The sequence below is a fragment of the Burkholderia cepacia GG4 genome, from assembly GCF_000292915.1.
Classification (GTDB): domain Bacteria; phylum Pseudomonadota; class Gammaproteobacteria; order Burkholderiales; family Burkholderiaceae; genus Burkholderia; species Burkholderia cepacia_D.
In genome coordinates this window covers 486,926-500,516 of sequence record NC_018514.1, presented here as the reverse complement: position 1 = coordinate 500,516, position 13,591 = coordinate 486,926, and the positions used below count along the sequence as shown (strand labels likewise).

The 13,591-nt window shown below is 64.2% G+C and carries 13 protein-coding genes and 1 pseudogene; 2 read left to right on the top strand and 12 right to left on the bottom strand.

What is annotated here, in order from left to right; all coding sequences use genetic code 11:
• Positions 1-124 precede the first annotated feature (124 nt).
• The 8 genes from GEM_RS18015 to GEM_RS17985 form a co-directional block, all read right to left on the bottom strand.
• The gene (locus tag GEM_RS18015) at positions 125-652 is read right to left on the bottom strand and encodes a hypothetical protein (RefSeq protein ID WP_014898801.1); all 528 of its coding nucleotides are present in this window, start codon (positions 650-652) and stop codon (positions 125-127) included.
• Between the two features lie 71 nt (positions 653-723).
• Positions 724-3,204, bottom strand: a complete 2,481-nt coding sequence (locus tag GEM_RS18010; RefSeq protein WP_080599441.1) for a fimbria/pilus outer membrane usher protein — start codon at positions 3,202-3,204, stop codon at positions 724-726.
• Positions 3,205-3,287: 83 nt separating this feature from the next.
• Positions 3,288-4,073: a fimbria/pilus chaperone family protein gene (locus GEM_RS18005; RefSeq protein ID WP_014898799.1), complete on the bottom strand. Its 786-nt coding sequence runs from the start codon at positions 4,071-4,073 to the stop codon at positions 3,288-3,290.
• A gap of 144 nt (positions 4,074-4,217) precedes the next feature.
• Positions 4,218-4,856, bottom strand: coding sequence for a DUF1120 domain-containing protein (locus tag GEM_RS18000; protein WP_014898798.1), 639 nt, complete (start codon positions 4,854-4,856; stop codon positions 4,218-4,220).
• 68 nt (positions 4,857-4,924) lie between these two features.
• On the bottom strand, positions 4,925-5,560 hold the full coding sequence (locus GEM_RS17995; protein WP_014898797.1) for a DUF1120 domain-containing protein: 636 nt from the start codon (positions 5,558-5,560) through the stop codon (positions 4,925-4,927).
• A gap of 66 nt (positions 5,561-5,626) precedes the next feature.
• Complete coding sequence (locus GEM_RS17990; protein ID WP_148283860.1) at positions 5,627-6,247, bottom strand: DUF1120 domain-containing protein; 621 nt, start codon at positions 6,245-6,247, stop codon at positions 5,627-5,629.
• A gap of 307 nt (positions 6,248-6,554) precedes the next feature.
• Positions 6,555-7,178: a DUF1120 domain-containing protein gene (locus GEM_RS30215; protein WP_014898795.1), complete on the bottom strand. Its 624-nt coding sequence runs from the start codon at positions 7,176-7,178 to the stop codon at positions 6,555-6,557.
• Between the two features lie 267 nt (positions 7,179-7,445).
• Complete coding sequence (locus GEM_RS17985) at positions 7,446-8,072, bottom strand: DUF1120 domain-containing protein (protein ID WP_014898794.1); 627 nt, start codon at positions 8,070-8,072, stop codon at positions 7,446-7,448.
• Between the two features lie 347 nt (positions 8,073-8,419).
• Between GEM_RS17985 and GEM_RS30950 the strand changes: the two are divergent.
• Positions 8,420-8,624 (top strand): annotated as a pseudogene (locus tag GEM_RS30950) (IS3 family transposase); the annotation flags it as partial.
• Between the two features lie 199 nt (positions 8,625-8,823).
• Entirely contained in the window at positions 8,824-9,315 is a 492-nt protein-coding gene (locus GEM_RS17975) for a hypothetical protein (protein ID WP_014898793.1), read from the top strand.
• A gap of 82 nt (positions 9,316-9,397) precedes the next feature.
• Here GEM_RS17975 and GEM_RS17970 read toward each other — a convergent pair whose 3' ends face one another.
• The 4 genes from GEM_RS17970 to GEM_RS30210 form a co-directional block, all read right to left on the bottom strand.
• The gene (locus GEM_RS17970; RefSeq protein ID WP_014898792.1) at positions 9,398-10,819 is read right to left on the bottom strand and encodes a sigma-54 dependent transcriptional regulator; all 1,422 of its coding nucleotides are present in this window, start codon (positions 10,817-10,819) and stop codon (positions 9,398-9,400) included.
• Positions 10,820-10,931: 112 nt separating this feature from the next.
• Positions 10,932-11,516 (bottom strand): hypothetical protein, encoded by a 585-nt coding sequence (locus GEM_RS17965; RefSeq protein WP_041490903.1) that lies wholly within the window; start codon positions 11,514-11,516, stop codon positions 10,932-10,934.
• A gap of 155 nt (positions 11,517-11,671) precedes the next feature.
• Positions 11,672-13,231, bottom strand: coding sequence for a chemotaxis protein CheA (locus GEM_RS17960; RefSeq protein ID WP_014898790.1), 1,560 nt, complete (start codon positions 13,229-13,231; stop codon positions 11,672-11,674).
• Positions 13,232-13,275: 44 nt separating this feature from the next.
• A complete protein-coding gene (locus tag GEM_RS30210) occupies positions 13,276-13,548 on the bottom strand; it encodes a hypothetical protein (RefSeq protein ID WP_014898789.1) in 273 nt (90 codons plus the stop codon).
• Positions 13,549-13,591: the final 43 nt, after the last annotated feature.

Below are 13,591 nucleotides of genomic sequence, written 5' to 3'. Positions count from 1 at the left end.
GTTCGTGATCCGTGCGTGCGGCGCGGTGTCGCCGAATGCAGAGCCGGCCGTGAAAGCTGCGATGCGCATCGCGCCGAAACTCAATGCGTCACTCGACGTACGCATCCCCGAGGCCCGATCGGCTTCAGAACGGGATCAGCTCCAGGAAGTGGCTGCTGGACCAATCGGATTCGCTGTTGACGCCCTCGATCGAGGCACCGGGAATCACGGGATCCAGTTCCAGTTGCAAGGCCAGCCGGCTGCCCGTCACCGGCACGCCTTGCTCCAGCACGACGGCGCCCTTGTTCGGATGCAAGCTGACTTTGCCAGCCTGCTCCGAAGGATGTTGGCCGGCATGTTCCACACTCCCCAACGCAACGGTCTTGCCATCCAGATTCGCGTCGCCGACCGTCACGGAAAGAACGCCCTGTAGGCCAAACCGGAACGCGCTCTCATTTTGAGCTTCGCCACGGAGGAAAATCGCCATGCGCACCGGGTCCTTGCAGACGACGCTCACAGAAACCCGGCGTTTTCCCAACGAGTGCCCCTGGGCCGATGCGGGCTGCGCCAGGATGGTCCGTCGGTACTGAACACCGTAGTCCAGCTGCGCAGGCGCCGTATGCACCTGGCAATTGTCCGCCGCCATCGCAGCGCTGCTCATGATCAAGCCCATGCACATTGTCCGCGCGCACCGGCAGACAAACTTCGATTGTCGCGACATATCGTCTCTCAAGGCCAGGGGTCTCATTGGAATGTGCAACGGGCATCGGCGCTTTCGAACAGGGTGCCGGGACTTGGCCGCTCGGGCAGCACATACTTCAACAGGCACTGCCTGCCGTCCGGCAATGCCACCGTCAACGCATCGGTCCCGGCGCCATTGTTGAGGAATACCTGCCCCTGCTCGAGCACCGTGCCGACATAGTGCTGGCGGCCGTCGAGCACATAGGCGCCGGAGGGGAGCAGATTGCCCTCGGAGTCGCGTGCGTTGAGCAGCGCCCGGCGCACACGGGTGAGCTCGAAGTCGATCCGGTTCACCGACCCGCGCCCGGGATCGACCTGGTGGAATCCGTTGCCGATGTCGACGTTGCGCGGCAGAGTGGTGGTCATCACCTCCACACGATTGCTGCTGTATGGGGAAAGCCGGGGCACCACGGCACGTCCCCAAAGGTCGGTCCATACCGGCCCCTGAGGGGTGTTGATCTTCACGTTCGAGACGCCCGACGCCGACACAATGCCGAACGTGTCCTGTACCGGATAGGGCGAAAGCGTCACCCCGCTGGCATGCACCACCACCCCGCCCGAAGCGCCGCCATAGTACGAGCGGGCGCGCTTGCCGGTATCGGAAAACCCCAGGTTGACCTGCGCGATGCGCGACGTCGCGGCCGCTTGCCCCGACACGGCATTGCTCCGGTCGCGCGTGTTGCGCTCCGCGTTCAGCGCGTAATTCAGGCGATCGCCGATCCGCTCGTTGTAGTTGGCCCCGAAGCGCGTATAGCCGCTCGTGTTGCTGGCATAGGTGCGGACGCTGCGCTTGCCGAACGGGATGCTCAGCGACACGTAATAGGTGTTGTCTGGCCTGTCGTAGGCTCTGCTGCCGTAATACCGGGTCTCCCGGCGCGGGCTGAGGTCGCGCTCCACGTTCAGCGACACGGTGCCGAAGGCGAAGCTCTTTCCCCAGGAAAAGTTCAGCCGCTGGGTACGCTCCCCGTTCTGCTGGTTGGAGAATGCGTAGCCGAAGGTCAAACCGCCCAGCCTGGAATCGGACCAGGCCAAGGCCGCGGTATGCCGACTCCGAAAGCGTGACGCAGCAAATCCGGGCTGGCCGGCATCCACGGTAAAGTCGTCCAGCGTGCGGTAGCCGCTGCTCTGGTACGCACTGCTGAAACTCATGCTCAGGTTCTCGTGCAGGCCGCCGAAAATGCCCGAGACCTCGATCTGCGTGCCCGACTTCCTGGCCTGCAGCGAGGCGCGCTGCTGCAGCTTGACGCTGCTCGACGACGACACGCGCATATCCACGCCCCAGCTGGCGGCCTGGTATCCGGGAGCGAACAGCGCGGCGGCGCCAATGTTGTTTCGCCGCCCCAGCGCCCAGCTACCGCTCGCGCTCGCCACCCACGGACTACGGGCCTTGTTGCCGTCGAGATTGCGGCTCTTGCCGATCGCGAAAGCATAGCCCGGTCGCTGTCCGAGAGTCCCCGCACTGATCGATGCGGCAGGCACGACAAAGCTGCGCCGCGCGCCATCGGATTCGATGACGGTCACCTCCAGGTCGCTGCTGTTGTTGAGCAGCGGCAGGTCGGTAAGCGCGAACGGGCCGACTGGTACGACGGTGGTATAGATCAACCCGCCCGCCTGGCGCACCTCGACGCGCGCCTGCGATTGCGCCACGCCCTCGACCATGACGACGTTGCGCTCCTGCTTGCTCAACGCGGCATCGGGAAAAATCTGGATGCCGGTCAGTGGCGCGCCGGTGAGCACCGAATTGGCGATATTGATCTGCCCACCCTGCACCGTGGCGCCCAGCCGCAGCCAGGTTCGCTGGCCGTAGGCATAGAGGTGTCGGCTTTGAAACCCTGAGTGATCCTGACTTTGCGAGTAGGCACGGCTGCGCAGGATCCAGTCGCCTGCGTTCACGCCGAGTTCGGAATTGAGCGACAGGAAGTGCGAGCCCGGCATGCCACTCGCTTCGCTGCGCATGGCCATCAGCTCGTAGTTGAGCAGCGCCGCATTGCCACCCCGGCTGTAGCCGGAGAAGTCCGCCACCGCCTGACGCAACGCCGCGGTCGGCACGACCAGCCGCACTTCTTCCCGCCCAGGCTTGAGCGTCACGTCCGTGCCGGGGAAGGCACGCACGAAGTCGTAGCAGGTGTCGGGGCCGACATCGCCGTCCACCGCGTACTTCGCGTCGGGCACGACCAGGCCGGCCGCCCCAAGGAAGGTTTTGTCGAAGCACAGTGCGCCGTCTTCGTCGAACCGCGTATTGATCCGCCCGCGCCGAATGTCGTTGACGTACACAACAACGCTGCTGCGGCCAGGCCGATAACGCGGCGCGGAGCGAAAATAGTCGGCGATCTGCGGATCCAGCCCGCGCTGCTGCAGGATGCCCGTGTCGAAGGCCGCATCCGCAGCGACCGACTCGGCCGTCGTTTGCGATGCAGGCACTGCGTCGGGCGGCGCTACCGCCTGAGCATGTGCCCGTGGCGGATAGGCACCCGCCAGCAGCATCAACAGCGACGCGGCCGTCCCACTGCAGTACGCACTCGACTCGCGTTGGCGCCGTCTTCGGCACGTGTCACGGTCAAGCTGCATTACGGTTGCGCCGCTGCGTTGACGAGCGGCGCGTCGTAGGTGTCGACCTCGTATCCGTAGATCGTCGCGGGCGACAGCTTGACGCCGGTTGCCCGTGCCCCCGCCCCCGGCGGCAACGAGACCTCCACGGTGCTTTCGGGAAGCACATAAGTCTTACCCAGATCCACAGCGGTCTTGTCCGGCAGGAGTTGCACACCTTGCCCCAGACGCACCACATACGGGCTATCGTTGCGCACGCGCAGCTTGCCGTCGGCCACCGACCACTGCAGCAGCGTCCATGGAGACGCGTGCTTCGCGAGCGTGGCGGGATGCACGATCAGTGGCAGGTTCTGGCGGACCGTCATGCTGATGCGCGCCTTGCCGTCCGGGCCTTTGGGCGGGATGCCCTCGAACGTCACGCGCTTGAGCCGCTGCACCCGCAGTGGCGCCGGGCTTTGCAGCAGAAAACGCACCAACTGGGTATCCTGGCCTTCTACCCGGCTCACCGGCGGCACCGCCACGACCAGCAGTTCCTGGTCGTCCGGCGTGTTCTGTATGGTCGTATGCAGCAACAGCGGAATCGACTCCGTGTTCTTCACGTTCATGGTGACTTCGCCGTCCGCCTCGTTCAGGATCACCACGGACGATTCAGGCAGGACGCCCGAGGCCGCCGCAATGGTCGGCACGCTCAGGAAGATCGGCAGTCCGCCTGTCAGAACGGCCTTCGTGAATGCGTACCGGCGCGACGAAAAAGACCGGACATGGGATGCTGACCATGACGGGAAACGCGTGAAACGGCCAAACATGATTAGGTATCCGATGCAAATGAATTTAAAGGACGCGAATGCCCGATACGCCCCGGAGGGCGAGGAAATGCGAGGGGCGGCGTGATCGATCGCCGCGTCGGCGCGGTTGCCGACGCTAGGTGCGATATTCGTGACGAGTGGGCACTACAGGTAAATCAGCTCCATCGTGGCGGAGCCGTCGATGGGGACTTGCTGGCTCAGGTCAAGGTCTTTGGTGGGGGCTATCTGGATGTAGAAGCCTAGCCTACTGCTGATGTTCCGGAATGCCTGCGGCAAGGTCTGGCCAGGCTCCGCCCACGAGGAAAGCACGGACGGATCGATACCCCAGGTCGTCGCAGTACTACCACCTGGCGGCACCTTCCAGGCACCACCGTCCGATTTCATCAAGTGGACGAGCTCAGCGCCATCGCCAACGCGGCTCCTAGGCACGAGGCTGTACCTGCCAACGCTCTTGCCGCCAGATGCACCCAAGCCGAACCAATATCCGTCAAGCGCCGTTCCTGCGCGATTATCGAGTGCCCGAAAGGCAACTTTGGTGGGCGCCTGGCAGTGGATACCCAGTGAAATCTCATGCTGGTCAAAGACGGTTGCCTCGTCTTCCTTCAGATCCTTGGGCGAAATCGTGCCCAGATCGATGGTGCCGCCATTGCCCAGCGCCAGACTGCAGGCGCCGGGCTGGATGCGGCCACTCACGCTCAGGTCGGCGCCGGCCAGCGCCTGGCCGGCGCTCAGTAGCAAGGCGCTCGCGAGCAGCGAGGGAGCAAGCAGGTGTTTGCGGTGCATGATGCGATCTCTCAGGTTCGAAGTATGTGTGTGCGCGAGAAGGGAGCCGGCGCACCGGCCTTTCCGCTTTACAGGTAGACCAGCTCCACCGTGGCGGAGCCGTCGATGGCAATTTCCTGGCTCACGTCGAGGTTGCTCGCAGGGGCTATGTCTATTTCGAAGCCCAGCCTGCTACTGATGTTCTGGAACGCCTGCGGCAAGTTATAGCCAGGCTTGGACCACGAGGAAGTCATGGACGGACTGACCTTCCATGTGTACATCTCACTGCCAGCCCCGTTCCAGGAACCGTTCCCCCATCGCACCAGGTGGGAGAGCGCTGTGCCGTCGCCAATGCGGTCCTTTGGCAGGAGGAGGTACCTGCCGATTTTCTTGCCGCCAGATGCGCCCAAGCCGAACCCGAATCCTTGGAACGCCGTTCCTGCACGATTGTCGAGTACCCGGAAAGCAATCTTGGTGGGCGCCTGGCACTGGATGCTCAGTGAGATCTCATGCTTGTCGAAGGTGGTTAGCCCGGTTTCTTGCAGATCCTTGGACGAAATCGTGCCCAGATCGACGGTGCCGCCTTTGCCCAGCGTCAGGCTGCAGGCGCTGCCTGGCCGTATATGGCCATTGACGCTCAGGTCGGTGCCAGCCAGCGCATGGCCAGCGCTCAGCAGCATGGCGCAGGCGAGCAGCGACGGAGCAAGCAGGTGTTTGCGGTGCATGGTGCGATCTCTCGGGTTGGAAGCGTGTGCGCGCGAGAAGGGAGCCCGCGCACCGGCCTTGCCGCTTTACAGGTAGACCAGCTCCATCGTGATGGAGCCATCGATGGCGATTTCCTGACTCAGGTCGAGATCTTTGGCGGGGGCGATCCGTGTGTAGAAGCCCAGCGAGCTGTCGATGTTCTGGTACGCCTGCGGCGAACTCTGGCCAGGCTCGGCCCACGACGAAAGAAGAATGTCCTCGGCCTTGATGCCCCCCCAGCCCTGCCCCCAACCATTGCCGCCATTCCAATACGCCAAGTGAGTGAGCTTGGCGCCATCGCCAAAAATCTCGTCGAGCGCGAGGGCGACGGCGCCAACGTTCTTACCGCCAGATGCGCCCAAGCCGAACATGTTGTGATAAGTCGACGTTCCTGCGCGATTGTCAAGCAAGCGGAAGGCGACCTTGGTGGGCGCCTGGCAGTGGACGCCGAATGGCATATTTGAATTGAAGGTGGTCTCGTCCGCCTCCTGAAGATTCTTGGACGAAATCGTGCCCAGATCGACGACCCCGCCATTGCCCAGCGCTATGCTGCAAGCGCTGTCCGCTCGAACTTGACCGCTGACGCTGAGGTCCGCCGCCGACGCCACGCCCGGGCTCGACAACGCACAGGCCAGCATGGAAACACCACACAATTGTTTCAAGCTCATATGAATATCTCTCTCATTCGAAACTGCATGGATTAACGAATACTGATGCAGCACGCACGCCAGCGGATGGCTCACAGTTCCAACGTCGCGACACGTCGAACCGTATGCCTCTCTACCGAAATCCCCTTCGTGCTTTTTCAGATTGCGTCGGCTCTCCGAATCCCCCCGCCTGCAAACGCAACTCGAACGCGCAATCAGCCGACGCACGGCCTCGCGCACGCTCCGACGTAATCGCCGCCGCTAACCGACGGAGTCCGATTTCTCATCGCTGACTCCTTGAAATTCGGGAATTCGTGACGCGCGTGCACTACAGGTATACGAGTTCCAAGGTCGCGGAACCATCGAACTCGAGCTCGTCGGTGAACGCGGAGTGGTATTTGGGAAAGAGCTGGAGCTCCAACCTAGTCGTCAGCGTCTTGAACGCCATCGGCTCAACCTGTGGCCCACTCACGTCCCACGAAAGGGTCGTCCCCCTCTCACCCCGCCAGTGATAAAAGGCACCCTTATCGCCCCAATTAGTTGATCCGTTGTTCCTGCGCCAAATCTGGACGCCGTCCCTTCCATCGATCTGAGCACGACCGGGCACAATGTCGTAGTAACCGATTGCAGGGTTCCCCAGGCCAAAATTCCAGGGCATATTTTCGGATCCCGTACCTTTTCGATTATCGATCACATTGACGCCGACTTTGGTCGGGCGCTGGCAGTTAAGCGTCAACGTCACGTCCCTGCTAACCACAACCTCAGGAGCAGGAAAATGCTTTTGTCGCGATAGAGTTCCAAAATCAATGACGCCGCCATTGCCCAGCGCCATGCTGCAAGCACCATCCGTTCGGATATGCCCGTTGACACTGAGGTCGGCAGCCAACGTCACGCCCGCACTCGACAACGTGCAGGCCAGCACTGAAAGAACAATCCACTGCTTCAAGCTCATCTGAATATCTCACTGATTTGAAATTGGATGGGCAAACGCATATCGTGGCAGCAAGCACATGAGTGGATATTCAGCGCCAGTGTCGTGATGTCCCGACCGAAATGTCCGCCTTTCGAAAAACCCGCCAAATCGGAACACTGCGCATAGCGTCAGCTAGCCAAGTCCCTCGCCCCCTGCTTGCCCGGCGAACAGCAGTGTCCGACAGAAATTGGCCCGAGCACCGGCCATCGCTGCCGCCAACGCTCCGGCCAACTTCGATCGCTCTGCTTACAGATAGGTCAACTCGAGGGTCGCAGAGCCATCCAGCGCAACGCCGCCATTGGAAAGATCCAGCTCCGGCAGCTTGTTGATCGTCGGGGTGACGGTCAGATCAGCCGAGATGGTCTTGTATGCCCCGGGCGCCGTGTTGCCCGATTCCGAGAACGATTTGCGCGCCGAGCCGTTCGCCATCAATCCCGCGCCGTCGAGCACCCACGCGTCGGAGCCAGCGGGAGCCGCCACGACGTCCAGCGCATTGCTGTCGCCGACTGCTTTATTCAGAGCCAGCGTGTAGTAGCCCGCCTTCCCAAAGCCCAGGCCGAACTCACTGTCGTCACCCTTGCCACCGACGGCCGTACCCGAGCGATTGTCCCGCACGTTCAACGCGACCTTGGCGGCCGCATTGCATGAGATCGCCACGGACTGCGCCTTGGCGTCGAGTGTCGTCGGAGCATCCTGGCTAAGCTTGTCCGACGCGATGTTGCCGAAATCATAGACACCGCCGTTGCCGATCGTGAGAGTGCACGCATCGGGCACGATTTTGCCAATGACCTTGATTTCCGCGGTTTGTGCCTGCGCATGACCGGCAAACAACGCACCGGCAACCAACCCCAATCCTGCCAGCTTTCTCTTCATCGCCTTGCTCCAATAACAAATGAACTGAAAAAATGATGGCCGGCACCAACCGTGCTGGTGCCAGAAAAGCCATGGCGTAACTGCGGCGGTAAGTCTGACAGCCGCTCGCCCGATCAAGCCACTAGGAAGAATCTGTTTTTCAGCGAGACGTTTCTATTTTTTGGCGAGCAATATCTGATGCGCCACTCAGCCCGTTTCATCTCCAAGCCGAATTCGATCCAGAGATCGGCTTCCGCTCAATCACCATATCTTGAAATATTTCGTGTTGCGAATTTATCGCGCCGATGAGCGACTCGTTGGCAGCAAGCAACCGCGTCGAGAAGTCTGTAACCGCAAAAAAGGCCTTCTGTCGCGACAACGCCGTGGCGAAAAGCTTCTTCAGTGCGCTGAAAATGGAACGAATCAAACGGCGGATTTACCCGACCAGGGCGATGGCAGCCACAGATGTTCGATTACATCGAGGTGTTCTACCGCCCCATTCTCCGGCACGGTCTCGCCGGCAACCTGTCACCTGTAGAGTTTGAGCGGCGCTATCCGCTAAACGGCTTGTGAGTGTCCATGAAACTCATGGCCGGTCCACGCTGCCCTCGTCCGGACAGCCAACGTTACAGGTCGCACGGGCCGCACCGACGGCCCGCGGGGTAAAATTGCGGCCTTTGCATGCCATTCCGGGCGACCGGCCAGGGGCAGCGCGCCGTTGCCGGCCGCGCGCCCCGCCCGTTCGCCGGCTGCCCGTACTCCCGTTTTCTCCATGACCGAATCCGATCCGCAATCCGACGACACCTCCATCCACGAAGACGGCCTCTGGCGCGACAACGGCTGGACGGCCCGCATCATCAAGAACGAAGACGACGACGGCTGGGCCGTCGAGATGATCAAGGACGGCGAAGCCGAACCTGCGCTCGTCGGCCCGTGGACGATGGGCCGCGACAAGAAGAACCCGAAGCCGATGGACGCGAACGCGTTCCGCACGCTGGTGAAGACCGCGACCGAGGTGCTGATGCGCCACGAGCAGCAGCGCCGCGCGATGCTGCACAAGGAAGTGACGGTCCAGGGCGACGATGGGCAGGATGTGTCGGTCACGCTCGACATCGTGCCTGACGAATTCGAGCCGTATGCGCAGCTGCAGGCGTTCGATCCGTACGGCGAGCTGCTGGCCGACGCGAAGGTGTCCGCCGGGTTCAAGCTCAACAAGGCCAGCGCCGCACGTTGGGTCGAATCCGGCTTCGAACGGCCGGCCTGAGGACCGCGACCGGGCCCGCGCGCCACACGGCGCACGGCACGGGGCGCGGGGCACGGCATGCCGTGCGCGAGCGCGTTCGGCGTCAGGCGTGCAGACCGTGCGCGGTCATCAGGCGGTACAGCGTCGCGCGCGAAATCCCGAGCTCCGCGGCGACGTCGGCATGCTGGTGCCGATGTCGCCGCAGCGTTTCCTCGATCGTGCGCCGCTCGGCCAGCCGGCGCACTTCGGCGAGCGTCGGCGGCCGGCGCGCCGTGTACTGGGTCAGTTCGAGGTCGACGGCCGAGATCAGCGGGCCGTTCGTCATCACGACCGCGAACCGGATCCGGTTGATCAGCTCGCGCACGTTGCCGGGCCACGCATAGTTGTGGATCGCCTCGATCGCGCACGGCATGAAGCCGCGGATCCGGTGTGAGCTGTCGCTGCGATAGCGCCTGAGCACGTGATCGGCGAGCAGCATGATGTCGCGGCCGCGCGCGCGCAGCGGCGGCTCGTCGATGCGCAGCACGCACAGGCGGTAGTACAGGTCCGGGCGGAACCGCCCCGCCTGCATCGCGGCCTCGAGATCGACGTGGGTCGCGGACACGATCCGCACGTCCACCGGAATCGACGCGTGCCCGCCGAGCCGTTCGATCTTGCCTTCCTGCAGAAAACGCAGCAGGCTCGCCTGGCTTTCGAACGGCATGTCGCCGATCTCGTCGAGAAACAGCGTGCCGCCCTGCGCGGCCTCGATGCGGCCGATCTTGCGCTGGTGCGCGCCCGTGAACGCGCCGCGCTCGTGGCCGAACAGCTCCGCCTGCAGCAGCGTCGACGGGATGGCCGCGCAATTCACCGCGACGAACGGCGCATCGGCACGCGACGAATACTGGTGGATCGCCGCCGCGGTCAGCTCCTTGCCGGTGCCGGATTCGCCGGTGATGAACACGGTGGCCTCGGTGTTCGCGACCTTGCGGATCGTCGCGAACAGGCGGCGCATCGCGTCGCACGTGCCGATCATCGCGCCGCCGGGCGGCGCCGCGTCCGCGGCCGGGTCGCCTTCAGCCAGTTTCAGCATGCCGTATGCATGACCGACGAGATAGCCGATCGTCGTGTAGGCCGTCGCGTTGCACACATAGTCGAAACAGCACTGGCGGATCAGGCGCGCGATCGCCGCGTCCCGCAGCCGCTCGTCGTCGATGAGTGCGACCCAGCCGACGCGCGGGTCGCGCACCAGCGCCTCGAACGACGCGACGTCGGGCGACTCGCAGTCGCCGAAATCGATGATGCCCGCATGCAGGCGGTTCGCCTTCACGAGATTGAGTGCGTCCGCAACGGATTTCGCGCGCCATACCTCCCAGCCGCGCGACGTGAGGCAGTCGACCAGCCCGACGTCCGGACGCTGCGACAGATAGACGAGCGGGCGCGACAGCGCCGTGCGATGGTGCCGAACGGCGACGAACGGCGGCGTGCACACGGCCCGTTCGCCCTCATTCGGGCCTGACAGTCTGATCGGGCAGCAATAGTTCACGATGACCTCGCCGCGTAGGGTTGTCCGTCGGACCGGCCGGCGCGACATGGTGCGCGGCGGGCCTTGATGCCCGCGCGCTACGCTGCCGGCGTGTCCGCGCAGGAAAGTGTCGTTATCGGCAGAACACGACACGCTGGGTATAGATCTGCGGCTCGACGACGGGTCGCGCGGACTGGTTGAGATCCTCGCGATAGCTACGGTAGGTCTTGCCGCCCACCGTCACTTCCGTCGCACGTGCCGTCTCGATCGTGTTCAGCCGGCTGCGTTGCCAGTCATTGACCCGATCCGACGCGGACAAGCTCGATTCGCCAGCGATTTTCTGCGTGATCGCGCTGCTGTCGCTCCACGGCTGCGTCTGCATGTCTTCCGCGTGCTGCATTGCGCCGATCGTCTTGCCCGTCGGGTGCGGTCCGTTCTGCGCCTCGAATGGCGCGCCGCGACCGTACACCGGCGACTGCCACGACGGTGCGTGTCCTTCCTCCGGCATCATGTAAATCATCTGCGGCTCGCCGATCATCATCATCGGCACGCAGGCCGTGTTGTCCGGGCGGCCGAGCGTCGTCAGCGCCTGCTCGACGCTCGCGGCGTTCGCGAGGGTCTGCTCGCTCAGGATGACAAAGACCGCAGGGTTCTGGAAAACCGACTGCGCAACGGCTTGTGAGCCGTACAGCAGAAGAGCGACCAAAAAGATCCTCATCATTGAGGCCTCCTTGTACCCTCGTCAGGCAAAAAGAGGTGTTGACCTCGGGGAGGGGCCAACACCCGTCGAACTTGCGACGCGCGTCGCGCAGCGAGTCCCGGCGGCTCCCGTGCGACCGGTGGACCGGTCGCGCGGGAGCCGGACCCGCTTGCTTACGACGACGTGCTCGTCGAGATGACGGCCGGAGCCGGCATGACCGGTGCGGCCGGTGCGGCCTGCTGGTCGACCGGGGCCGGCTCGGACACCGCCGGCATGTCCGCAGCCGGCGCGGCGGCAGATTCAACCGCGGGCTGTGCAGCTTCCGGTGCCGGTGCTTCGGCGGCCGCTTGCGCTGCCGGTTCGGCTGCCTTCGCATCGGCCACCGGTGCGACTTGCGCTGCGTTGTCGGTCGCCGCCGGCGCGGGTTCCGGTGCCTTGTCGGCAACGATCGGTGCCGGTTCCGGTGCCTTCTCGGCAACGACCGGTGCGGGCTCCGGTGTCTTCTCGGCGACGACCGGTGCCGGTTCCGGTGTCTTCTCGGCGACGACCGGTGCGGGCTCCGGTGCCTTCTCGGCAACGACCGGTGCGGGCTCCGGTGTCTTCTCGGCAACGACCGGTGCCGGCTGCGGTGCCTTGTCGGCGACAACCGGTGCGGGTTCCGGTGCCTTGTTGGCTACGGCCGGCACGGCGACGACGGCGGCAGCAGGAACCGCGCTCATCGCGGCCGGTGCGACCGCAGGCGCAGCGGCAACTGCAGGCGCAGCGGCGACCGCCGGTGCAGCCGCGGCAACCGGCGCGGCTGCGGCAGCCGGCACGACGGCAGCGGCTTGCGATGCCTTCACGGCGGCGGCTTGCGTAGCGGCCGGCACCGCGCTGACGGCAGGCGCGGCAATCGACGGCGCAGGCACCGGCATCGGCACCGGGATCGGCGCCGCCTGGACCGCGGTCGTCGCGACCGGCCGCGTCTGCACGGGCGCCGGCGCGGCCGCGTCGATCGGCGGTAGCCCCATGCGGTTGCGTACGAGCGGATCGTGATACTTCACGTCGTCGGCCACGGTCGCGTCGGCGGCGGGCGCGACGTTCGAGCGCGCGAGCGGCGCGGTGGTGCCCGGGCACAGGTGCCCGGTCGCCTCCACCGCGCGCCGGTTCGCATCGCTCTGGCAGAGCAGCGCGAGCGCGACGTCGGTCAACCCCATCGCGCGGAATTCACGTGCATCGAGACGGCGCACGCAAGCCTGGTCGACCAGGGTCGTGCCGCCGGTCGCGCCGAACCCCGGGAACGACACGCCGACGCTCACCGAGCCCATGCAGGTATCGGACAACGTGGTCGTGAGACCTGGCGCCTGGATCGCCGGGTTCGTCTTGATCGTCTGGGTGCCCGAGTAGTTGACGTTTTCAGCCGCCTGGGTGTTGTACGGGCTGGTGCCGGGTGCGCCCGCCGCGAGCGAGCTCGCGCTCTGCGGCGTCACGTTCGCCCCCCCGCTCGTGGAGGACGGCATCGTCAAGTTGACCTGCACGCTCGAATTGCCGCTGCCGCGAACCGCGCTGCTGCTCGTGGCATTGCCACCGGTCGTGGTGTTCGTGTTCATGCTCGCCCCGCCGCCGAGGCTGACTGCCGTCGACGAAGTCGAGGATTGCGCGCTTGAAGTCGAGTCGGCGGTTTGCGCTTGGGCACCGATCGTGGCCATTGCGAACATTGCCGCACATGCCACCCTGATCTTGTTGCTGTTCATTTCAATCTCCGGACGAGGTTTGACCTCCCACCCAGGCAACCGTATTAATTCCCCTGAATTCCTTCAGATTTGCCTGCTTCCCCGAACTGCTTCCAGCCGCTCCCCAGCTGGGACCACGAACCGCCCGACACGCCCGGCCATGGCTGGGAGTTCGGTGCGCCGATGGCACTGCCCGACGAAAGCACGGGTTGTTGTGACGGGTTGGTTGCAGGGTTTGACGTCTGCAAATTCGATTGCACGTCCTCGGCAGCACGGTCAGCGCCATATGCCGTCAGAGACGCGAGCATCAGAGCGGCGGCAATCAGTTTCTGCTTCATGCCAACTCCTTACGGTGACAACAGGGCAAGGCAAGAGACCAGC